A 22,180-nucleotide genomic window follows, 5' to 3' on the forward strand; every position below is an offset into this window, starting at 1 on the left:
CTGGAGTTCACTGGCCCCCTGGCCGTGGCAATCCTCGCATCGCGCCGGGTCGTGGACTTTCTTTGGATTGGCCTGGCGGTCGTTGGTCTAATGCTGTTGATCCCTATAGGCCAATCCGGTAGCGCGATCGACCCGACAGGCGCAGCTTATGCCTTGGGAGCCGGGGTCTGCTGGGCCCTCTACATTCTTTATGGGCAGCGCGCAGGAGCTGAACACGGCATTCAGACCGCCGCCCTTGGCGTGCTGGTCGCCGCACTGTTCGTCGCCCCTATCGGCATCGCCCATGCAGGCAGCGCCCTGCTAAGCCCTGCTCTGCTCCCCGTGGCGCTGGGCGTTGCGATCCTCTCGACGGCCCTCCCCTACAGCCTTGAAATGATTGCCCTGACCAAAATGCCCGCCCGGACCTTCGGCACCTTGATGAGCATAGAGCCTGTCATTGCGGCGCTTTCAGGCCTGTTATTCTTGGGTGAGGTTCTAACACTCGCGCAGTGGCTGGCGATTCTGGCGATTATCACCGCATCGGTGGGCGCTACATTGTCGATGCGCCGTGAAGCGCCCGCCACCGTAGCAGCAGACTGACATGAGAAATATTTTCATTTGACACGATATTTGCCATTGTCGCACCCTGCTTGGCTAGCTAAGCTGTCATAAGAATTTGATCTTTACGCTATTTACTGTACAAAACAGGGATGTTGGAGAAACTTCAGGAAGAAAAGCGAGAAAACGACAGGGCCAGGCATGCTGGTCGGCTCTGCTTTTAAGGACAGGAATGAAACGTATTTTTCTCATCCTGGCCATTTTGGCCATAGCTGGATGCGCCGCCACCGCCAAAACGGAGGTGAAACGTGGGAAGAAGGGCTTGCACATCAACTGCTCAGGCCTCTCCTCCTCATGGGACAAGTGCTACAGCAAGGCAGCCACTTCCTGTGGCAAACGTGGCTACAAAGTCATCGCCCGCTCCGGCGAGACCGACGAAGAACCGGGCGACTACCTGTTCGGCATCAACCCTGCCGGCTATACCAGCCGCAGCATGATCGTCCTATGCAAATGACATGAAGAAGGGCAGCCAATCGGCTGCCCTTCTTCGTTGTTGCACCGTCCCATCAGAGAGGCGCTGTACGCGCCTGGAGCCAGTCCAAGGCTTCATCCTTGAGCAACGGAGCCAAACGCTCACGCACCGTCGCATGGTAGCGATTGAGCCACTCGATATCGTCCGCCCCAAGCATCTCGGGGATCAGGCACCGGGTATCGATCGGGCACAATGTCAAGGTCTCGAAACTCAGGAAGTCGCCAAACTCGCTCTTGCCCGCTTCGCGGTTCACGACGAGGTTCTCGATTCGCACTCCCCAGGCTCCCGGCCGGTAGGTGCCTGGCTCGATGGAGCTGATCATCCCCGCCTGCATGGCCGTCTGCGGCAGGGTCGGTGCCTGATAGGCAATCACCTGCGGGCCCTCATGGACATTCATGAAGTAGCCCACGCCATGGCCGGTGCCGTGTCCATAATCGACCTGATCAGCCCAGATCGGCGCACGGGCAATGGCATCGAGCAATGGCGAGAGGATCCCGCGGGGGAAGCGTGCCCGCGACAAGGCGATCATGCCCTTGAGCACTCGGGTGCAATCCCGCTTCTGCTCAAGACTAGGACTGCCGATCGGCACCATTCGGGTAATATCGGTGGTGCCTCCCACGTACTGACCACCAGAGTCGATCAGCAGCAAGCCATCCCCTTCGATCAGCGCATGCGACTCCTCGGTCGCCCGGTAATGCGGCATGGCGCCATTGGCGTTGAACGCGGCGATGGTCGAGAAGCTCAACGACACGAACCCCGGCCGACGCCCACGCGCCGCACTCAGCCGCTCGTCGACGGTCAGCTCGGTAATGGCTTGCTTGCCCAGGTTGGCTTCGAACCAGGCGAAGAATTCGCACAACGCCGCGCCATCCTGCTCCATCACCTGACGGATATGCACCAAGTCTTCGTCACGCTTGCGCGACTTGCTCAAGGTGGTCGGGTTGATCCCCTCGAGCAATCGCACCTCGGCATCAAGATGCTCCAGCAAGCCAGAGGTGACACGGGCCGGGTCCACCAGCAGGCGGGCCTGCGGCGGGATCGCGGCCAGGGCCTGAGCGATCTCGGCATAATCGCGCACCGTGATCCCATCGACTGCGAGCACATGCCGCAGGTGATCGTCGATTTTGTCCGGGCCGACGAACAGCGCCGCTTGCTCCTGACTGATCAATGCGAAAGAAACGAACACCGGATTGTAGGACACATCGCTGCCGCGCAGATTGAACAGCCAGGCGATGTCATCGAGCGTTGCGATGAAGTGCCAATCGGCGCCGCGCTCAGTCAAGGTCCGACGCAGTTCGGCGAGTTTTTCCGCACGGCTAACAGTGGCATTAGGCGGCAGGTGCTGATAGACCGGATTGCCTGGCAGCGCCGGTCGCCCGTCCCAGACCTGCCCCAGCAAGTCCAGATGGGTCAGCAAGCGCACCTCCCGAGCCTTCAGTCGCTCCTGCAGTTGCCGGGCGGACGCCAGCGCCATGACTGCACCGTCCACAGCCACCGCCCCCTGTTGCCGCACATGCTCGCCAAGCCATTCCAGCGCCCCCGGTTGGCCAGGCAGCAATTTCATCAGCTCGATGCCACTGCCTGCCAGCTCATGCTGAGCCTGCTCCCAGTAACGACTATCGACCCATAGCCCGGCAAAGTCCGCCGTGACGACCAGGGTTCCCACCGAGCCATGAAAGCCAGACAGCCACTGCCGGCCCTGCCAGTGGCCTGGCAGATACTCGGACAGATGGGGGTCGGCCGAAGGCACCAGCAGGGCATCCACACCTTCACCGGCCATCACTTCGCGCATACGCGCCAACCGGGCCGGAACGCTTTGCTGAATCGGGGACTGAATATTCATTCGCACTCCTGCGGGATACATCGTCGGCTATTCCAAGCCATCGATAATGGAGCAGCCAGCCATGGCCCGCAATCACTGCTCTGCTTCAGCATGCGACGGCCATTGATCATGTCAGCTGAACTTTGCCCGTCCAAGTGCCTTCAGACTCCATACCCCCCAGCGGACAGACATCGCCTATGCCCCCGTCCAGCGATCCGAAAACCGCCGTTGTCCTGCTCGATACCCGGGAGCGTACCCCCGAGCACGAGCACGCGGTCCATCTCAAAGTCGCCGATTACCTGGCGCGCCTGCTGGGCATCGAGCGCGTGGAGCCCCTCCCGCCGTCACCCAGCACCGGCGCCTACTATTACCTGCCCACCGAAACCCTGGTTGATCCACAACGCTACCGCGCCATCGGTATCTTCGACGAGGACGATCTGTTCGGTGGTGTGGTGCCCTTCCCGTTCGTGGCGACCAAGGCGATCTCCCACCCTCTGCCGGCCAACGCCAACTTCCCGCCAGGATGGAGCGACGCCTTCGCCCAAGACGCGTGCGATGCGCTCCTGCGCGGCTACACCGTCTTCAGCAAGGCCGACGCACGACAGGCCGCGCGCTTGCTGCTACGCGAGGGTCCACTGCGGGTCAAGCCAGTACTGGCCTGCGCCGGACGAGGACAAGCTGTGATCGAAGACGTTCAGGACCTGGAGCCGATGCTTGTGCCGATGGACGATAAAACCTTGGCGCTCGTCGGCCTCGTGCTCGAGGAGCACCTGGAACAGGTGCAAACCTTCAGCGTCGGTCAAGTGCACGTGGGGCAACTGCGCTGCAGCTATTACGGCACCCAGCGCCTGACTCACGATCACCAAGGCACCGAAATCTATGGCGGTTCCGACCTGATCGTGGTCCGAGGGGGCTATGAGGCACTGTTGCAACTGCCGCTGGAAGATCATCTACGCCTGGCGGTCATCCAGGCGATGACCTATGAACGCGCTGCACAGCAGCACTTTCCAGGATTCATCGCTTCGCGCCGCAACTACGATATCGCCCGAGGACTGGACGCTCGCCAGCACCTGCGTTGCGGCGTGCTGGAACAATCCTGGCGCCTGGGTGGAGCCAGCAGCGCCGAGGTCCTGGCGCTTCAGGCCTTCGCCGACGACCCGGCCCTGCAACAGGTGCGCGCTTCGAGCCATGAAGTCTTCGGCACCGCCAGGCTGCCCGCCGACGCCACACTTTTCTACCAGGGAAACGACAGTGAACTTGGACAACTCAGCAAGTATGCGCGGATACGCCACCATGACCATTCAAAGTGAAACCGTGGAGCTGCAGGTCGAGGACGGTCACATCGCCGGCACGGTGGTCAGCCCCGGGTGCAAGATGCCGGCCATTCTCTTTGTCCATGGCTGGGGCGGCAGCCAACAGCGCGACTTGGCCCGAGCCCGGCAGATCACCGGCCTGGGCTGCGTGTGCATGACCTTCGATCTGCGCGGCCACGAGAAAACCGAAAGCCAGCGCCTGACCGTCACCCGCCAACAGAACCTCGACGACCTGCTGGCCGCCTATGACCACCTGGCCAGCCACCCGGCAGTGGACCCGAGCGCCATCGCCCTGATCGGCAGCAGCTATGGTGGCTACCTGGCGACCCTGCTGACCACCCAGCGGCCAGTCAAATGGCTGGCCTTACGGGTTCCGGCATTGTATTGGGACGAAGATTGGGGCACCCCCAAGCAAGCCTTGGACCGCCAGCGCCTGAACAACTATCGTCAGCGGATTCTGGGCTCGGCCGACAATCGCGCCCTGGCTGCCTGCGCCGAGTTCGGCGGGGATGTGCTGCTGGTGGAGTCGGAGCACGATGACTATGTGCCGCACAACACGCTGATGAGCTACCGTTCGGCGTTCGTTGCCGCCCACTCCCTGACCCATCGCATCGTCGACGGGGCCGACCATGCGCTGTCCAGCGAAGAAAGTCAGAAAGGCTACAGCTCGATCCTGGCGTCATGGATCGCAGAGATGGTCATCGGCGCACGTCTGGATCGTTATCCGCACTACGCCCCATGGTACGCCTGAGGTTCACCGACCTGGCAATGCAGGCCACCGTCCTTGCCTCGTACCAGGCTGCGCAAGGTCTGGAAGGCAGCGAAGTTCACGCCCCGCGCCTGGTGCATGCACAACAGGTCGAGAAAAGGCTCCTCGACGAAGAAACTGGCGGCGGCCGCCCATTCCTGGCGTGATTGCCACTGCAGATACTGGAGCACCCGACTGCCGTCATCGCTGGCTTGAATACTGACGCCCAGCAACCCCTCGCAGCGCGCGGCCAGTTCCTCGCTGCGCAGCACCAAGGCATCGGCCAAAGCATGCTGGCAGGCTGCCGGCACTTCATATTCAATCATCTGAGTGAACCATAAAGAATGGGGCTGAGCCGCCATGGACAGTCTCCTTGTTCCGGATGCTTGCTGCACGATAGCTAACAAGGGTAAAACCTCCAGTTAACTCAAGGTCAAGGGGTTTTTCATGCCTGGCACCCATCAGATGATGCTGAGCGTCGGCCAGTTGGCGGCCCGCAGCGGCGTGGCGGTCACCGCACTGCACTTCTATGAAACCAAAGGGCTGATCCATAGCACGCGTAACGCGGGCAACCAACGCCGCTACCCGCGCTCGATGCTTCGAAGGGTCGCCGTGATCAAGATGGCCCAACGACTGGGCATCGCCCTTGCCGACATTGCCAAGGCCCTCGACAGCCTGCCCGATGACCACGTCCCGACCGCGGAGGATTGGAGCCGACTCTCGGCTCGCTGGCGCGAAGACCTCAATCGCCGCATCGACGAACTGACTCTGCTGCGCGACCAGCTGGACGGCTGCATCGGTTGTGGTTGCCTGTCACTCAAGGAATGCCCGCTGCGCAATCATCAGGACCGCCTGGCCGAGGAAGGTCCGGGGCCACATCCACAATGATGGCCACGGTCTCTCATACCTGGGCGACGAAGCGCCGACGGTAGTCGCTGGGCGTCGATCCGGTGATGCGTTGAAAGACCTTGCGAAATGCTCCTGGATCCTGATAACCCACGCCCCAGGCGATCTGATCCACACTGCGCCGCGTGAACTCCAGAAGCCGGCACGCCCTCACCACCCGCACCTGCTGGCAATACTCGGTCGGCCGCATGCCCGTCGCCGCCCGGAAACGGCGCAGGAAGGTACGCGGCTCAAGCCCTGCGCACAACGCCATGGTCGCAAGGTCCGCCTCCTGCGCACCACTGCCCTGCAACCAGTGCTGGACCTTGAGCACCGCTTCGTCGCCATGGTCCAGGCGGGGGCTGAAACGTGCGCCGGGCGATGTCGTCGCAAGCGGCTCGACCGCCAGATAACGCGCGGTCTCGCGGGCCAAGGTCGCCCCGAGAAAGCGCTCCAGCAAGCGAAGCCCCAGGTCGGTCCAGGCCATCAGGCCTGCCGAGGTCATGATGTCGCCATCATCGAGCAATGGCTGGCTGGCCGCCACCTCGATCAGGGGAAAGCGCTCGGCCAGGGCCTGCGCGTAATTCCAGTGAGTACTGGCCTGACGACCATCGAGCAAACCACTGGCGGCGATGAAAAACACGCCGATGCACACCGAGGCGAGCACCGTGCCCTGCCCATGCCACCGGCACAGGGCGGCGCGATGATGCTCGAGCACCGCAGGTGCGGGCGCCGAGGCCAGGCTTGGCGGAATCACCAGCGCACGAACGTCGTGCGAGGGGTGCGCCAAGCTGTCATGGATCACCCGCATCTGCCCATCACCCTCGACCTGCCAGTGGCTGACGCGCAACGTCGGCAGCTCGCCCCCACCGAGTTCCGCGGCAACCCGGTTGGCGACCGCGAACAGGTCGGTCAGGCCCATCACCGCGGCGTTTTGGGCCCCTGGGTAGACCAGTACGCCAATCTCCAGGGTGCCGGGGCTGTCAGTTTTTGCCGTCATTGTGTCGATCGCGCCAATGCCAAAGGTAATCGCCCAAGCCTATAACTATCCTCATCCAACCACTACTGCCATAGGAGGCAGCATGAGCAAGCAGGCCCTGATCATCATCGACATCCAGAACGACTATTTCCCCGGCGGCAAATGGACCCTCGACGGTGCCGAGGCGGCCGCCGACAACGCCGCGCGCCTGCTCGACGCCGCGCGTGAACGGGGTGATCTGGTGGTGCATGTTCGCCATGAGTTCGACAGCGCAGACGCGCCGTTCTTCGCCCCGGCTTCCGAAGGTGCTCAGATCCATGCCAAGGTCGCACCGAAGCCCGGGGAACCGGTGGTGCTCAAGCATCAGGTCAATGCGTTTCGCGACACCAACCTCAAGTCCCTGCTGGATCAGCATGAGGTCAAGGCCCTGACCATCGTCGGCAGCATGAGCCATATGTGCATCGATGCCGCGACCCGCGCCGCCGCCGATCAGGGCTACCAAGTCGCGGTGGCCCATGACGCCTGCGCCACCCTGCCCCTGGACTTTGCCGGCAAGCAGGTCCCTGCCGCCCACGTCCAGGCCGCATCCATGGCTGCCTTGGCGTTCGCCTATGCCCGGGTTGAATCCACCGAGCAACTGCTTGGCGAATACGAAGCCTGAAGGGTCAGATCACCACGTTGCGCACGAACCGCGTGGGCTCGCTGCCGTCGTTGCGATAGGCGTACCGGCAATTACTGGGAAACACGTGGAACTCGCCGACCTGCAAACGCAGCTCGCGCGCTTCGATCAGTAGCGTCAGGCAGCCTGCGACCACGTAGATCTGCTCGCTCCACCCCTCGGCGTCAGCGTCGCTGACATAGCACTCGCCTGGCGCCAGGGTCCACTCCCACAGTTCGACTTCACGCAAGGCGGGGCTGCTACCCAGCAAAACCGCCTTGCTCAGGGGATGCTCGCCTGCCCAGGCAAGCTCGTTGATTCGACTTGGATCGCGCTGTCCAGGCGCCTGGATCAGTGTACTGAAGACCACGCCCAGCGCTTCGGCGATCAGGTCGAGCGTCGTGAGGCTGACGTTCTTCTCGCCGGCCTCGATGGCGACCAGCATGCGCCGGCTGACCCCGGAACGTTCGGCCAGGGCCGTCTGGCTCATCCCTGCGGCATGACGCAGTTGGCGGATATTCTGGCTGACATGTTGCAGCACCGAGGCACGGTGCGAGGAATCTTTGTGCACTATATTGCTCACAGGTAAAGGTTGCGCAGTATACTGCCCACTTTGCGGCGATTGTGCGCCGCCCTCTATGAGCGCGCAAGACCATGAGCCCATCCTCCACTTCATCGAAGCCCCTCGTATCCCTGCGCTTGAGCAAGGCGGAACTGGTGCTGGTATTCATTACCATGCTCTGGGGGGGCACCTTCCTGTTGGTGCATAACGTCATGACGGTCAGCGGCCCGATGTTTTTTGTCGGTCTGCGTTTTGCCGCCGCAGCGCTGTTCGTGGGCCTGGTGTCGGCGCGGTCGCTACCGGGGCTGACCCTGACTGAACTCAAGGCCGGCATGCTCATCGGCGTGTCGATCATGCTCGGGTATGGCTTGCAGACCATGGGCCTGCAGACCATCAGCAGCAGCCAATCGGCGTTCATCACCGCCCTTTATGTGCCCTTCGTGCCTTTGCTGCAGTGGCTGGTGCTTGGCCGCCGCCCAGGACTGATGCCAAGCCTCGGGATCTGCCTGGCCTTCATCGGCCTGATCCTGGTAGCAGGCCCTGACAGCGGAACCCTGAACCTCAGCGAAGGCGAGCTGCTGACCCTGGTCAGCGCCGTGGCCATCGCGGCCGAGATCATCCTGATCAGCCGCTATGCCGGCCAGGTCGATGTGCGTCGTGTCACGGTGGTTCAACTGCTGACCGCTTCGGTCCTGGCGTTTCTGATGATTGTCCCGACCCAGGAGCGCATCCCGGGCTTCTCTTGGCTGCTTCTATGCAGCGCCATCGGCCTGGGCGCCATGAGCGCGGTGATCCAGGTGGCGATGAACTGGGCACAGAAGTCCGTGTCACCCACCCGCGCCACCCTCATCTATGCCGGCGAGCCGGTGTGGGCCGGCATCGTCGGGCGCATCGCCGGGGAGCGCCTGCCAGGCCTGGCACTGCTTGGGGGCTTGCTGATCGTGATCGCCGTGGTGGTCAGCGAACTGAAGATCCGACGCACCGACGAGCGCCCGGCCACGCAAGAAAGCCGCGACGTCCACGAGCACGAACCGGGCCTGTGAAGTCCTGCTCAGCAGCTATGCTTTGAAAAAAACTGTTATAAAAAAACAGCTTTTCACACCCCATATGTAGGAATGTTCAACCGCTTGCGTGTTGGTGATCAACTCCTCGGCACGTATGATCCTTGGCAAACTCCTCCAGATTAGAACGCTATGTCATTGATAGTGCTATTGCTTCTGCCGTTCGTGGGCAGTTGCCTGGCAGCCTTGCTGCCGCACAACGCACGCAACGCAGAGTCCATTCTCGCCGGGCTCGTCGCCCTGGCGGGCACCATCCAGGTAGCTTTGATGTACCCGCAGATCGCCCATGGCGGCGTCATCCGCGAGGAGTTCCTTTGGTTGCCCAGCCTTGGCTTGAACCTGGTCTTGCGCATGGACGGCTTCGCCTGGCTGTTCTCCCTGCTGGTGCTCGGCATCGGCACACTGGTGTCGCTGTACGCACGCTACTACATGTCGCCGCAGGACCCGGTGCCCCGTTTCTTTGCCTTCTTCCTGGCATTCATGGGCGCCATGCTCGGCCTGGTCATCTCCGGCAGTCTGATCCAGCTGGTGTTCTTCTGGGAGTTGACCAGCCTGTTCTCCTTCCTGCTGATCGGCTATTGGCACCACCGAAGCGATGCCCGCCGAGGCGCTTACATGGCGCTGATGGTCACAGGCGCTGGCGGTTTGTGCATGCTGGTCGGGGTGCTGCTGCTCGGCCATGTGGTCGGCAGCTACGACCTGGACAAGGTCTTGGCTGCCGGCGAACTGATTCGCCAACATGCGCTATACCCCGTCCTGCTTCCATTGATCCTGATCGGCGCGCTGAGTAAAAGCGCCCAATTCCCCTTCCAGTTCTGGCTGCCCCATGCGATGGCAGCGCCAACTCCCGTCTCCGCGTACCTGCACTCAGCGACCATGGTCAAGGCTGGGGTATTCCTGCTGGCCCGGCTGTGGCCGGTGCTTTCCGGCAGCGAGGAGTGGTTCTGGATCGTCGGCGGCGCCGGTGCCATGACCCTGCTGCTCGGCGCTTTCTGCGCCATGTTCCAGAATGACCTCAAGGGCCTGCTGGCCTACTCGACCATCAGCCATCTGGGCCTGATCACCCTGCTGCTGGGCCTTAACAGCCCGCTGGCTGCCGTGGCCGCGGTGTTCCACATCCTCAACCACGCCACCTTCAAGGCCTCGCTGTTCATGGCCGCCGGCATCATCGATCACGAAAGCGGCACCCGTGACATTCGCCGCCTCAGTGGGCTGTTCCGCCTGATTCCGTTCACCGCCACCCTGGCCATGGTGGCCAGTGCTTCGATGGCGGGCGTTCCTCTGATGAACGGTTTCCTGTCCAAGGAAATGTTCTTCGCCGAGACAGTCTTCATCAGCTCCACGGCCTGGGTCGAGGCCGCCTTGCCGGTGATCGCCACCCTGGCGGGGACCTTCAGCGTGGCATACGCGCTGCGCTTTACTGTCGACGTCTTCTTCGGCCCCACCGCCCAGGACCTGCCGCACACCCCCCACGAGCCGCCGCGCTGGATGCGCGCGCCGGTAGAACTGCTGGTGCTGACGTGCCTGGTGGTAGGCATCTTCCCCGCCCAGTCGGTCGGCCCGTTGCTGGCCGCGGCCGCACTGCCGGTGGTCGGCGGAACCTTGCCTGAATACAGCCTGGCCATCTGGCACGGCTGGAACGCTCCGCTGATCATGAGCCTGATCGCCATGTGCGGCGGTGTGGTGCTCTACCTGCTGCTGCGCGAACAACTGCGTCGAGGTCGCTTCCCTCACCCCCCGTTGATCGAACGCTTCAACGGCAAACGCCTGTTCGAACGTGGCTTGGTGCGCCTGATGCTGCTGGCCCGCCGCCTTGAAGGGCTTCTGACCACCCGCCGCCTGCAGAAACAATTGTTCATGCTGGCCTTGGCGGCCTTCCTCGCCGGGTTGCTGCCGATACTGCACGGCGGCTTGACCTGGGGTGACCGGCCGAAAATCCCAGGGTCCGGGGTATTCGTCGCGCTCTGGCTGATTGCCATCGCCTGCGCCATAGGCGCCGCCTGGCAAGCCAAGTACCACCGTCTGGCGGCGCTGATCATGGTCAGCGTCTGCGGCCTGATGACCTGCATCACGTTCGTCTGGTTCTCCGCCCCTGACCTGGCGCTGACACAGCTGGTGGTCGAGGTGGTGACCACCGTGCTGATCCTGCTTGGCCTGCGCTGGCTGCCACGACGCATCGAGGGTGTCTCGGCGCTGGGCGGAACCCAGGAGCGTGCACGCCTGCGTCGCCTGCGCGACCTGCTGCTCGCCATGCTGGTCGGCGGTGGCATGGCGCTCTTGTCCTACGCCATGCTGACCCGTCCTACGCCCAACGACATTTCCTCGTTCTACCTGAGCCGTGCCCTGCCCCAGGGCGGCGGTACCAACGTGGTCAACGTGATGCTGGTGGACTTCCGCGGCTTCGATACCCTCGGCGAAATCACCGTCCTGGTGGCCGTGGCCCTGACCGTCTTCGCCCTCCTGCGGCGCTTCCGCCCACCGAAGGAAAGCATGCAGTTGCCGGCCCAGCAACGCTCGCTGGCCCCGGATGTGGTCACGGATCTGATCAACCCGCGCCATGCCACCGACACCGCCCTGGGCTTCATGATGGTGCCGGCCGCGCTGGTTCGTCTGCTGTTGCCGATTGCATTGGTGGTGTCGATGTACCTGTTCATGCGCGGCCACAACCAGCCAGGTGGCGGGTTCGTCGCTGGCCTGGTGATGTCGGTGGCGTTCATCCTCCAGTACATGGTCGCCGGCACCCAATGGGTCGAGGCGCAGATGAGCCTGCGCCCCCTGCGCTGGATGGGCACGGGCCTGCTGTGTGCCACCCTGACCGGCGCCGGGGCCATGCTTCTGGGCTACCCGTTCCTGACCACCCACACCGCCCACCTGCACCTACCGGTGCTGGGTGACGTGCATGTGGCCAGCGCGTTGTTCTTCGACATCGGCGTCTATACCGTCGTGGTCGGCTCCACGCTGTTGATCCTCACTGCCCTGGCGCACCAGTCGGTACGCGCCTATCGCCCGGGCACGCCCACCAAATCCAGCCAAGCAGGAGCCGCCTGATGGAAGAAGTCATTGCCGTGGCCATTGGCGTGCTCGCCGCCTCCGGGGTCTGGCTGATCCTGCGGCCCCGTACCTACCAGGTCATCATGGGCCTGTGCCTGCTGTCCTATGGTGTCAACCTGTTCATCTTCAGCATGGGCAGCCTGTTCATCGGCAAGGAGCCGATCATCAAGGAGGGAGTGACGCAGGATCTGCTGCACTACACCGACCCACTGCCCCAGGCCCTGGTACTCACTGCGATCGTCATCAGCTTCGCCATGACCGCGCTGTTTTTGGTGGTGTTGCTGGCCTCGCGCGGCCTGACCGGCACCGACCATGTCGATGGCCGGGAGCGTGAAGAATGAGCCTGATGAACCAACTGATCATCGCCCCCATCTTGCTGCCGCTGTTGACCGCAGCCGTGATGCTGTTACTGGGCGAAAAGCGGCGCCCGCTCAAGGGGCGCCTGAACCTTCTGTCCACCCTGATTGGCCTAGGCATCGCCATTACCTTGCTCAGCTGGGTGCGCAGCCAGGGGCAGGCCGAATCGATCGGCGTCTACCTGCCGGGCAACTGGCCCGCGCCATTCGGCATCGTCCTGGTGGTAGACCACCTGTCCGCGCTGCTGTTGACCCTCACCGGCATTATCGGCGTCAGTGCCCTGCTCTTTGCCAGAGCCCGCTGGGATGGCGCCGGTGCCAGCTTCCATGCCTTGTTCCAGATCCAGCTCATGGGCCTGTATGGCGCCTTCCTGACGGCGGACCTGTTCAACCTGTTCGTGTTCTTCGAAGTGCTGCTGGCCGCGTCCTACGGCTTGCTGCTGCATGGCTCGGGACGAGCCCGGGTCAAGGCTGGCTTGCACTACATCGCCATCAATCTGTTCGCCTCATCGCTGTTCCTGGTGGGCGCGGCGATGCTCTACGGAGTGACCGGCACCCTGAACATGGCCGACCTGGCGCTGAAAATTCCGCTGGTGCCGGAGGCCGATCGCGGCCTGTTGCACGCCGGAGCGGCAATCCTGGCTATGGCCTTCCTGGTCAAGGCCGGTATCTGGCCGCTGAACTTCTGGCTGGTGCCGGCCTATGCTTCGGCCAGCGCGCCGGTTGCGGCACTGTTCGCGATCATGACCAAGGTTGGGCTGTATGCGGTGCTGCGCCTGTGGACCTTGCTGTTCTCCAGCCAAGCCGGCGCTTCAGCGCACTTCGGCGGGCAATGGCTGGTCTATGGCGGCCTGGCCACTTTGGCCGTGGCGGCACTCTCGATTCTTGCCGCCCAGCGCCTGGAGCGCTTGGCCGGCCTGAGCATCCTGGTCTCCGCCGGCACCCTCCTGGGAGCCATCGGTTTCGGCCAGCCGATTCTCACGGGCAGTGCGCTGTTCTACCTGGTGAGCTCGACCCTGGCCCTGTGCGCGCTGTTCCTGCTTGCCGAACTGGTAGAGCGCTCACGCTCGGCCAACGAGGCGCCACTGGATGAAGAGGACGATGGGATCCCCTCGCCGCTGGAGTCGCTGCACCCACCCAAAGGCATCAACCTGGACGACGAACAAAAGGCGGTGATCGGCCAGATCATTCCCTGGACCATGGCCTTCCTGGGCCTGAGCTTCATCGCCTGCGCCTTGCTGATCATCGGCATGCCACCGCTGTCGGGCTTCATCGGCAAACTGAGCCTGATCAGCGCGCTGTTCAATCCCCAAGGCTTAGGCATGCCGACCGAGCAGCCGCTGTCCGCCTCCGCCTGGTGCCTTGTGGCGCTGCTGATCCTCTCGGGCATGGCCTCGCTGATCGCCTTCGGCCGTGTGGGCATCCAGCGTTTCTGGAAGCCAGAAGAGCGTCCTTCTCCCCTGCTGCGCCGCTATGAATGCCTGCCCATCGTCATCCTGTTGGGCCTGTGCATTCTGCTCAGCGTCCAGGCAGAACCCTTGCTGCGCTACACCCAGGACACCGCCGCCAGCCTGCAGACGCCCGATACCTACATCCAGGCCGTGATGGCGACACGTCCGGTCCCTGGCCCGACCACCGCCGACATACAGGTGCAGCCATGAGACGACTGATTCCCGCCCCGCTGTTGTCGTTGTCGCTGTTTGGCCTGTGGCTGCTGCTCAACCTGTCGGTCAGCCCCGGCAACCTGTTGCTTGGCGCAGCCCTGGGTATCCTTGCGCCGCTGCTGATGGCGCCGCTGCGTCCTCAGCATGCCCATGTCCGGCGCCCATGGGCTGTCGTGCGGCTGATCTGCCGTGTCGGCCTGGATGTCATCCATTCCAACCTGCTGGTGGCCCGTGGCGTGCTACGCGCCGGCCATCGGCCTCCGCGCTCGGCGTTCGTTCACATTCCCCTGGCGCTGCGCGATGCCCATGGGCTGGCGGCGTTGTCCATGATCACGACCGTGGTGCCGGGCACCGTCTGGTCGGAGCTGGCACTGGACCGTAGCGTCTTGCTGCTGCACGTGTTCGATCTGGAGGACGAAGCGGCTTTCATCGAGCACTTCAAGCACACCTACGAGCGCCCGCTGATGGAGATTTTCGAATGACAGGCCTGCTTGCCAACGCCGTCCTCGCCAGCCTGTTCATCTTCGCCATCGCCATGGCATTGGCACTGGTCAGGCTGTTCCGTGGCCCCTCTGCCCAGGACCGGGTCCTGGCACTGGACTACCTCTACATCCTGGGCATGCTGATGATGTTGGTCCTGGGTATCCGCTATGCCAGCGACACCTATTTCGAAGGCGCCTTGCTGATTGCGCTGTTCGGCTTCGTCGGGTCCTTCGCCCTGGCCAAATTCCTTCTGCGCGGTGAGGTGATCGAATGAATGAAGCCCTGGAACTGCCGTTCTGGTTGGAGCTTGTCACCGCCCTGCTGCTGCTCGCGGGCAGCCTGTTCGCCCTGATCGGCGCCCTGGGCCTGCTGCGGCTGAAAGACTACTTCCAGCGTATGCACCCTCCGGCGCTGGCCTCGACCCTGGGCGCCTGGTGCGTGTGCCTGGCCTCGATCCTGTATTTCTCCTGGCTCAAGCAAGGCCCGGTCCTGCACGCGTGGCTGATACCGGTGCTGCTGTCGATCACCGTGCCGGTGACCACACTGTTGCTGGCCAGGGCGGCGTTGTTCCGCAAGCGCACCTCTGGAGAGAGCGTGCCGGAAGAAGTCAGCAGCGGGCGGGGCGGCGGGAACTGACGCCCGTATCAAGACACGTGAGCTGCCTCAACCCTGACTCAGGCGTTGCAGCTCCCGACGTACCATCGCGGCGAACTCAGGCGGGCTGAGCTGGTACAGCTGGCCCGCGACCCAAGCCAGCCAGGCGCTGCCCAACGCCTCGCGTTGCGCCAGCAGACGTTCGGCCTGCTCTACGGCCTGCGCCTGGTGCTCTCGATGAAACTGCGCCCTTCCCGTGGGCGCCTTGTCGCTCATTCGCTGGCCTTGAAGGTGGTCAGCTCGCCCTTGCGCCATTTGGCGACCTTGCCGGTCACGGCCTTGAGCAGCTTGCCCAGGCCTTCCTGCACCTGTTGCTGCGCTGCGAACACCAACATCACGCCATGCCCTTCACGAAAGACGATGCCTTCACCTTCCGGCACCGAGACAAAGGCATAGTCGCCAATGCCATAGACATTCATCTTGATTTCACGAAAACGCAGCTCCAGCTTGCCCCCCTCACGACTGGGCAGTACCGCCGCGCGGAAGTGGTCACCCACTTTCAATTCAAGGTGCTGCTTGTTGTCGACCACCAGAGCGTCATCGGTATCGATCTCAGCCATGTACAGGCCATCGGGGCTCTGCTCGGTGACATAGATGAAACGCCCGTGGAACAGCTTGGCCAACTTGGCCCGCAAATCGCCCAAGGCGAACAACGCGTGGGTATCCAGTGTACTGACTGCCAATGAAGAATTCCTCGAACCGGTTACAGGCGCCCACCGAAAGCGCGGGGGGCGCGGTCATTTCAAGTTGATGTCATGAAAGACTAATGAAGCGATGCACGAAACGTCTGTGCAGGCATGCGATGCGGCAGGCAGGAATCGTTACTCTAGCGTGCCAGCCAAGACCCCAAGACGGCTTTTCGGCAGTTTCCTCGATAGGAAACGTAATGTTCTGACAATAAATTTGCAGGAAAAGATGCAATAGATAATGTCAGGCCCTTCGAAGAACAGGCCCGGTATCCATCAGCGCATTACAGGGGAAAGAATATGCACGAAAACACCGAAATCCGTCGAGAGGTCCAGCGCATTTCTTGCCTTGGCAAATGCAATCCCAGGTTCATCGTCATTCCCGCAGGCGTCGATTTCTTTCATGTCGCCGAACGCACCACCGGTCGCATCAAAGGTTTTCGGCGCCGCCATCAGGACGCCTGTGACCTGGCACGCCAGCTTGAGCGATAGCCCTCCCAACGCTCAGGCGGCCTTGCCCTTTTGCAGTTGCGCCACCCAGGCCGCCTGGCATTCGACTGCCTCCTTGCGACTGCCAAAGGCTGTACCGCGGCGTTCACCATTGACCAACACCACCCAACAGACACGGCGGCCCATGGCCTGCAGTGTCGCAGGCACACCTGAACCAATCATGACGGCGACATCGACTCGGCTAGTCATCATCCCCTCCGGAACTTAATTAGCAACCTAACGATATAGCCATCATACGCCCGCCAAGCAGGTGGAAAAAGCGCATGCCAGTACAGCTGTATTGCACCCACAGCAACAAATGCGCCCAACAGGCGAAAACGCAAAAAGCCCCATGAATCGCTTCATGGGGCCTTTGCTGGACGTGACGATCAGATCTGGCGCTGGTGGCGGTCGAGCTGTTCGTGGCGTTCCTGAGCTTCGATGCAGTACTTGGTGGTCGGGCTGATCAGCAGACGCTGCAGGCCGATGGGCTCACCGCTGTCGTCACACCAGCCGAAGCTTTCGTCAGCGATGCGGCCCAGGGCCATTTCCAGCTGTGGCAGCAGGCGCTGGTCACGCTCGATGGCGTTGACCAGCCAGTGACGCTCTTCTTCCACCGAGGCCACGTCGGCCGGATCAGAAGGTGTGTCCAGGCTTTCGATGGTGGCGCGGCTCAGCTCGATGCGCTCGTGGGTTTCGACTTTCATCGCTTGCAGCAGGCCAGTGAAGAAAGCCAACTGTTCGGCGTTCATGTAGTCATCGGCCGACATAGCCAGCAACTGTTCCTTGGTCATCGATTTCTCTATGAAAATATAGGCATTTGGGCGATTCGGGTGTCGCCAACGACAGTTCGTGGGCAACGAAATTCTTAAAGCGCCAACCGGCTCTGTTTTACAGGGGGCGGCAGTCTAAGGCGGCGGGCCGTATGGGGCAACACCATTGATCCGTGAATTTACCCGAAATGCAGCCAATTGCGCCCTGCGCCACGGCAACAGTTCGTCGGTTTCGCGCTGCAACGCGCAACAGTCAGGCAAGACCCTGTAACACGTAGTAGCCGGCTACCGACCGCGACCTCACGAAGGCGGCTTTGCTAATGGACCGTTCAGTTTCGGAGCCATCCCATGAGCAATACCTCCCAACGCCCCGCAAGCCCAAACCTCGAGTGCCAGGTAGCGATCCGCTTCAATACCCGCCCTGGCCTGTTCGACATTGCCGACCAAGTGCTGGCCGAACAATGGCTGACACGCCGCCTACCGTCTGACGCGGACCCTCAGGAGCTGTTTCTGGTCAGCCTCGGGCCGGACTCGGCGCCGCCCTTCATCCGTCCGCTGAGTCACGTGCTGGTCGAGCGCTTTTGCTTACGCCGCACGCTGAACCTGACACCCCACGAGCACTACGTTACCCCCGTGCAAGAACATGACCCAGGCAAGGCGCTGACACTTGATCTGTATCCGCTGGCGCTCATGATCAACGAATGCGGCCCGTTCATGCTGGAGGCGTATCAACAGGCCCTGATCGCCTTCTGGGGCGACACCGATGACAAAGGACAGACCCCCTGGCAGTGGTACAGCGATTACCTGCAGCAACAGTTCACCCAGGCCGTGCAGGACAGCCAACGTGACGCGACGCTGTCTACCGAAGCGCTGAGCGCGGCGCAATGGGTGCAATCGCATCCTGCCCCCACCACGCAAGCCAGCCTCGACGCCTCCCCCATCCAGGTCAACAACTTGCGCATGGACTTCGTGAACAACTGGCAACTGGATCCTTCGCTTTCCAGCGCCTTGTTGATCGAGCGCGCGAGCGAGCGCTCCGAGCCGCGCACGACACTGCTCTACACGCCCACTGGCAAACTGATGTCCTTTCCTTCACGCCAGGCACTGCTGAGCCATGCCGCAAGGCCCTGGCCAGCATTACCTGGTGTATCCGGGCCAGATGTGCACCTGGTGCCCCCAACCCTGCCGTACTTCCAAAGCCAGGCACTTGGCGTGCTGTGCCAGCAGTTGCACGGATCACAACTGAGCGCCTGGCTGGAGGACGATCTGGTCCGCGCGACCGATCTGTCGACCGCCCTCGACCGCCTGACATCGATGTTCGGCCTGTGCAGCCCGGCCGAGGCCAGCTTGCACGAGCGTCTGGCGAGCCATTTGCCCGCATGGCTGAAGGACGCTCCCCCGAAAAAACTGTTTCGTTACAGCACAATGCTGACCCAAATTGCCCAGGGCTACCATGACGCCCAGTACACCTCCTGGCTCGATGGTGTAGACGATGCCCAGAGCTTCGCCACGCAAAAGCTCCAGGCTCGCATCCTGAAGGACCACCCCGAGGCTGACCTGGACCTCTCCATGCTCAGGGTCGTCAACGCTCAAACCACCGTCGCCGCACTGCCCGTCCAGGAAATCATCGCCACGGACATCACACCACACACTCAAATGTTCACCCTGCCCCAATTGGCAATCAGCAACCTGGGGCTGCTGCGTCCAGGGAAGGTCACGCTCCAGGCACTCGACGGCAAGCCTGTGCCCGCATGGTTCGATGAGTCCTATTTACGCAACCTGATCACGCAGGTGGATGTCGCCCAGCACTACCCTGCGATGTTGCGCGCCACGCTGCTGGATGATCCTTCGCAGCGGTCACGTCGCGAGTCGTTGCTAAGACAGCAATTGCATACCCAACTACCCGCCCTTGCGATGGCGCTGAACCTGCAGGGCGAACCGATAGACTTCGACGTGATCAAGGGTATCGGCGAGGTGTTCAGCGATGCCTCGCAACGCAGTACTTCGTGGCAATTGCGCCCGTTCGGCTTGCTGAGAAGCCTCGATGCCAGCCCTGACCATCCGCTCAACACCTGGCTGATCGAAGCGCAAGCTGCCACCCCACAGCCGTGCCTGCTCTACCGCCCGCTGCACCGCGAGCCGTTACTGGCCTTCGACGACAGACAAGCGTTGCTTGACGCGATCGCAGCCCCCGGCGCATTGCAAGACGACCTGCTCGATCGCTTACCCGAAGAGGACCGCAAGGTCTATGCCCATGGCGGTTTCCTCGAACCCCACCTGTTCCACCCCCTGGAGGACGACTGGGCCGTTCCGTTCGGTACTCCCGCGCCGGTGACCCTGGCGCTGGAACCACCGCTGGCTGACCCTGCGCAGGCCATTTACCAAGGGTGCATCGAGGAAACCATCCGCCAGTTCCAAGTCAAGGCCCAGACCAGCGCCCAGGCCCGTTGGGAGCGTTGGAAATCCCTGGGCTGGCTGCTCCTGAACACCGCATTGCCCTTTGTGGCCGAACCCTTGGCCGCGCCGCTCTGGACAGTCCAGCTGGAAACCGCCTTCCTCGAACTGGTGGGCGAGCACCAGAACCAGAGCCCCGGCGAGCGCATCGCCGCGCTGGTGGAGTTTCTCTTCAACCTGGCATTGTTGCTGCTCAACCATGCCTTCAAGCGCATCGAGGTACTGCGTAAAACCGCCTCGCAGCGCTTCCAATCCGACCCTGCCACAGCCATGCTGCCGGCCCTGCCCACACTGGCCGTATCGCCACGCGAGGAGGTGCTCGACTTCTCTTGGGCAAACCCTAAGCGCACGCTCGATCCCTCACAACGAAAAGCCCTGGAGGCACTCGGCGCGGACACCCCTCTGGCCCAGTTGGGCAAGCCCATCCCCAGCGGCCCGTTGAAGGGCCTGTATCTATACAGAGACCGAAGCTGGGCCGCACTCGGTGACAAGGTCTACCAAGTCGAATTCGACGCCCACCAACAGTGCCCACGTATCGTCGACAGCAAAGACGAACTCATCAAAGGCCCCTGGCTGCTGCGAGATGCGGCCGGTCGCTGGCTGCTGGACCTGGGGCTGCGCCTGCGTGCAGGCATGCCGCTTCATAGCCGGGTCGAGCAGTTGCGCATCGCCAACCAGCAAGAGCTGGAAACCCTGCAGACCCAGATCCAGGAGGATGTGACCTACCAGAAGACCCAACGCGAATACCTCGACAAGGTCGCGAAGCTGGCCCACCGCAAGGCGCCTGAAGGCATCCTGCGCAACTACCTGGCAAAGCTTCAGGACTTCGTGACGTTCTGGCAAAAGCACTTGATGCGCATTAGTCAGCTCAATGCGCTCAAACCGCTGCGTGAGTACAAGATCAAACGCGCCTACGCCCTGTCCCAGCAGCTGCAATACGCAAAGAAGATCGATGAAACCCTGTCTTGGCTGCACGCGCCCATCCACGAGCAGCTCGATGGGATGATCAAAATGCAGCAAAGGGGCTATGAGCTGACCGAGGCGGACAAGCGCACCCTGAACCGGCGCATCGATACCTTGTTGCCCTTGCTGAACACCTTGCTGGACAACAGCCAGAGCCTGGTCGATGGCATGGCGCAACTCGAACGTCTGGCCAGCCTCTCCCAACCGAAGATCACCGAGTACCTCGCAGCTGCCTCGCTCGATTGGGAAAACGTCAGGTCGCCACTGGCGTGGCGTTGGTCCCGCATCGAGGCCTGCTTCAATCGCTTGTCACTGCTCGAAGCGCTCGACGATGACAGCGAGTATTGGCTGCAGCACTGCGGCGAAAGTCTCGACCTGGCGTTTGCCCAGCGCCAGCAACTGCTGGCGCTCGATCAGCCCAATGACGATGTGGTCAGTCGGCTGGCCGCCAGCATCGACCGTCACTTCAAGGCGGCACGTCGCCAATTGGGCAATTTCAAGTCCCATTTGAACCTGGACACTGCCCAGCCAGCGCTGACTCGCCTGCAGGAAGACATCGACAGCGCCGCCAAGGAACTGCAACCCACCCTCGACGAGTACGCGGCAACGCTCCCCAGCAACACCGTCAACCAACTGCGCGAGCAAGTGCCAGGCTTGATCGAAACCCAGGAAGGCGACGTGCTGTTGGGCAATGTCCGCCCGGACGACGATACCGTCGTCGATGTCCCCATCGCGCCGCACAATGCCAGTTCACGCGCCTACAAACTGGACAACGATCGTTGGGTGGCGCTTGCGGAGCAAGCACCTGCCAAACCTGCGACCGTGCGCAAGCTCAAGCACCTACTCAAGGACAGCCAAGCGCGTCTGCAGACCGCGCGCAAAGAACTGCAGCGCCTGGAAGGCGGTACATTCAGCCAGTACCTGCCCATCGAGATAGAAGAACTGCTGCACCACCAGCGTGACCGCCTGCGTACCTTGCGCGAAGCGATCGAAAAGCACCTGACGGCGGACAACCAGACGGACGAGGTCCGTGGCAACCGCGATGCAGCCGGGACGATCAAAGCGCTTGAAGACCTGGACGCTCAGCTGACCAGCAAGGCGATCGAACTGCGCACCAAGGCGGCGCTGGCGCAAAAACCGCGAATGGCCGAGCTGCGTTTTCTCATCGATCAGGGTGCCGTGACAGTGCGCGTGGAGAACCCGCGCAAGCTGCTCGCCCGAGTCAAGGGCAGGCCTGCGGACTACCTCGACGACTATGGGATCTACAAGGACGAATCCTTGCTGTGGGTCGCGCATTTTCACTACCGCACGCTCGAGGCCGGCAAGCACGCCTTCGTCGCGGGTCACCTCAAGCCCGCAGCGCAGCGATACGCCCAGGGCGCGCAGGTCAGCCGACCGGAAACAGGGCAGACCGAGGAGGTCTACCGCAGCCCAATTTCCCTGGCCGATGCGCAGCAGTATTTCTTCAACGTCTGAAACGACCGGGGCGCCTTGAGGCGCCCCGACTGCT

23 protein-coding genes (1 of these 23 only partly in view) are annotated in these 22,180 nt (G+C 62.4%); 14 read left to right on the forward strand and 9 right to left on the reverse strand.

The genetic code is table 11. The annotated features are described in order from the left end of the window. Both rhtA and IEC33019_RS14750 read left to right on the forward strand, forming a co-directional pair. Positions 1-579 carry the 3' portion of a threonine/homoserine exporter RhtA gene (gene rhtA, locus IEC33019_RS14745; RefSeq protein ID WP_070092812.1) on the forward strand. 309 nt of this gene lie to the left of the window's left edge, so only the last 579 of its 888 coding nucleotides appear in the window; its start codon lies off the left edge, out of view; its stop codon occupies positions 577-579. Between the two features lie 190 nt (positions 580-769). Continuing rightward, the gene (locus IEC33019_RS14750) at positions 770-1,051 is read left to right on the forward strand and encodes a hypothetical protein (RefSeq protein ID WP_070092813.1); all 282 of its coding nucleotides are present in this window, start codon (positions 770-772) and stop codon (positions 1,049-1,051) included. Between the two features lie 52 nt (positions 1,052-1,103). On the opposite strand, the gene IEC33019_RS14755 is transcribed toward IEC33019_RS14750, so the two are convergent. After that, positions 1,104-2,912 carry an aminopeptidase P family protein gene (locus IEC33019_RS14755; protein ID WP_070092814.1) on the reverse strand — a complete coding sequence of 603 codons (1,809 nt, stop codon included), beginning with the start codon at positions 2,910-2,912 and terminating at the stop codon, positions 1,104-1,106. Between the two features lie 176 nt (positions 2,913-3,088). Between IEC33019_RS14755 and IEC33019_RS14760 the strand changes: the two genes are divergently transcribed. Continuing rightward, positions 3,089-4,201: a DUF3182 family protein gene (locus IEC33019_RS14760; protein ID WP_099593727.1), complete on the forward strand. Its 1,113-nt coding sequence runs from the start codon at positions 3,089-3,091 to the stop codon at positions 4,199-4,201. Next, positions 4,185-4,955, forward strand: coding sequence for an alpha/beta hydrolase family protein (locus IEC33019_RS14765; protein WP_070092816.1), 771 nt, complete (start codon positions 4,185-4,187; stop codon positions 4,953-4,955). The genes IEC33019_RS14760 and IEC33019_RS14765 overlap by 17 nt, the downstream gene beginning before the upstream one ends. Here the strand turns inward: IEC33019_RS14765 and IEC33019_RS14770 are convergent. Continuing rightward, a complete protein-coding gene (locus IEC33019_RS14770; protein ID WP_070092817.1) occupies positions 4,934-5,314 on the reverse strand; it encodes an antibiotic biosynthesis monooxygenase in 381 nt (126 codons plus the stop codon). The two genes, IEC33019_RS14765 and IEC33019_RS14770, sit on opposite strands and share 22 nt — an antisense overlap. Positions 5,315-5,399: 85 nt before the next feature. Here IEC33019_RS14770 and soxR point away from each other — a divergent pair, with 85 nt between their 5' ends. Beyond that, the gene (gene soxR, locus IEC33019_RS14775) at positions 5,400-5,840 is read left to right on the forward strand and encodes a redox-sensitive transcriptional activator SoxR (protein ID WP_070092818.1); all 441 of its coding nucleotides are present in this window, start codon (positions 5,400-5,402) and stop codon (positions 5,838-5,840) included. A 13-nt stretch (positions 5,841-5,853) separates the two neighbouring features. On the opposite strand, the gene IEC33019_RS14780 is transcribed toward soxR, so the two are convergent. Continuing rightward, the gene (locus IEC33019_RS14780) at positions 5,854-6,837 is read right to left on the reverse strand and encodes a GlxA family transcriptional regulator (RefSeq protein WP_070092819.1); all 984 of its coding nucleotides are present in this window, start codon (positions 6,835-6,837) and stop codon (positions 5,854-5,856) included. Positions 6,838-6,919: 82 nt separating this feature from the next. Here IEC33019_RS14780 and IEC33019_RS14785 point away from each other — a divergent pair, with 82 nt between their 5' ends. Next, positions 6,920-7,477 (forward strand): cysteine hydrolase family protein, encoded by a 558-nt coding sequence (locus tag IEC33019_RS14785; protein WP_070092820.1) that lies wholly within the window; start codon positions 6,920-6,922, stop codon positions 7,475-7,477. A gap of 4 nt (positions 7,478-7,481) precedes the next feature. On the opposite strand, the gene IEC33019_RS14790 is transcribed toward IEC33019_RS14785, so the two are convergent. Continuing rightward, entirely contained in the window at positions 7,482-8,045 is a 564-nt protein-coding gene (locus IEC33019_RS14790; protein ID WP_070092821.1) for a helix-turn-helix domain-containing protein, read from the reverse strand. Between the two features lie 83 nt (positions 8,046-8,128). Here IEC33019_RS14790 and IEC33019_RS14795 point away from each other — a divergent pair, with 83 nt between their 5' ends. The 7 genes from IEC33019_RS14795 (at position 8,129) to IEC33019_RS14825 (ending at position 15,287) form a co-directional block, all read left to right on the forward strand. Then, a complete protein-coding gene (locus IEC33019_RS14795; RefSeq protein ID WP_070092822.1) occupies positions 8,129-9,079 on the forward strand; it encodes a DMT family transporter in 951 nt (316 codons plus the stop codon). Between the two features lie 150 nt (positions 9,080-9,229). Further along, complete coding sequence (locus tag IEC33019_RS14800; RefSeq protein ID WP_099593729.1) at positions 9,230-12,145, forward strand: monovalent cation/H+ antiporter subunit A; 2,916 nt, start codon at positions 9,230-9,232, stop codon at positions 12,143-12,145. After that, on the forward strand, positions 12,145-12,489 hold the full coding sequence (locus IEC33019_RS14805; RefSeq protein WP_043213881.1) for a Na+/H+ antiporter subunit C: 345 nt from the start codon (positions 12,145-12,147) through the stop codon (positions 12,487-12,489). Before IEC33019_RS14800 ends, IEC33019_RS14805 begins: the two co-directional genes overlap by 1 nt. Beyond that, complete coding sequence (locus tag IEC33019_RS14810) at positions 12,486-14,165, forward strand: monovalent cation/H+ antiporter subunit D (RefSeq protein ID WP_070092824.1); 1,680 nt, start codon at positions 12,486-12,488, stop codon at positions 14,163-14,165. The genes IEC33019_RS14805 and IEC33019_RS14810 overlap by 4 nt, the downstream gene beginning before the upstream one ends. Continuing rightward, the gene (locus IEC33019_RS14815) at positions 14,162-14,650 is read left to right on the forward strand and encodes a Na+/H+ antiporter subunit E (protein ID WP_070092825.1); all 489 of its coding nucleotides are present in this window, start codon (positions 14,162-14,164) and stop codon (positions 14,648-14,650) included. Before IEC33019_RS14810 ends, IEC33019_RS14815 begins: the two co-directional genes overlap by 4 nt. Next, entirely contained in the window at positions 14,647-14,925 is a 279-nt protein-coding gene (locus tag IEC33019_RS14820) for a K+/H+ antiporter subunit F (protein ID WP_043213878.1), read from the forward strand. The genes IEC33019_RS14815 and IEC33019_RS14820 overlap by 4 nt, the downstream gene beginning before the upstream one ends. Continuing rightward, the gene (locus IEC33019_RS14825; RefSeq protein WP_070092826.1) at positions 14,922-15,287 is read left to right on the forward strand and encodes a Na+/H+ antiporter subunit G; all 366 of its coding nucleotides are present in this window, start codon (positions 14,922-14,924) and stop codon (positions 15,285-15,287) included. Before IEC33019_RS14820 ends, IEC33019_RS14825 begins: the two co-directional genes overlap by 4 nt. A 27-nt stretch (positions 15,288-15,314) precedes the next feature. Here the strand turns inward: IEC33019_RS14825 and IEC33019_RS14830 are convergent, their stop codons facing one another. The 5 genes from IEC33019_RS14830 to IEC33019_RS14850 form a co-directional block, all read right to left on the reverse strand. After that, positions 15,315-15,521 carry a hypothetical protein gene (locus IEC33019_RS14830; RefSeq protein ID WP_070092827.1) on the reverse strand — a complete coding sequence of 69 codons (207 nt, stop codon included), beginning with the start codon at positions 15,519-15,521 and terminating at the stop codon, positions 15,315-15,317. Continuing rightward, positions 15,518-15,988 (reverse strand): hypothetical protein, encoded by a 471-nt coding sequence (locus IEC33019_RS14835; protein WP_070092828.1) that lies wholly within the window; start codon positions 15,986-15,988, stop codon positions 15,518-15,520. Before IEC33019_RS14835 ends, IEC33019_RS14830 begins: the two co-directional genes overlap by 4 nt. A gap of 279 nt (positions 15,989-16,267) precedes the next feature. Continuing rightward, on the reverse strand, positions 16,268-16,444 hold the full coding sequence (locus tag IEC33019_RS27390) for a hypothetical protein (RefSeq protein WP_157765893.1): 177 nt from the start codon (positions 16,442-16,444) through the stop codon (positions 16,268-16,270). A 51-nt stretch (positions 16,445-16,495) separates the two neighbouring features. After that, positions 16,496-16,690, reverse strand: a complete 195-nt coding sequence (locus IEC33019_RS14845) for a hypothetical protein (RefSeq protein WP_070092829.1) — start codon at positions 16,688-16,690, stop codon at positions 16,496-16,498. Positions 16,691-16,869: 179 nt separating this feature from the next. Next, positions 16,870-17,274 carry a TraR/DksA family transcriptional regulator gene (locus IEC33019_RS14850; RefSeq protein WP_043213866.1) on the reverse strand — a complete coding sequence of 135 codons (405 nt, stop codon included), beginning with the start codon at positions 17,272-17,274 and terminating at the stop codon, positions 16,870-16,872. Positions 17,275-17,601: 327 nt separating this feature from the next. Between IEC33019_RS14850 and IEC33019_RS14855 the strand changes: the two genes are divergently transcribed. Next, a complete protein-coding gene (locus IEC33019_RS14855; RefSeq protein ID WP_070092830.1) occupies positions 17,602-22,146 on the forward strand; it encodes a DUF6543 domain-containing protein in 4,545 nt (1,514 codons plus the stop codon). Positions 22,147-22,180: the final 34 nt, after the last annotated feature.

It is taken from the genome of Pseudomonas putida (assembly GCF_002741075.1).
In the GTDB taxonomy this organism is placed as follows: domain Bacteria; phylum Pseudomonadota; class Gammaproteobacteria; order Pseudomonadales; family Pseudomonadaceae; genus Aquipseudomonas; species Aquipseudomonas putida_T.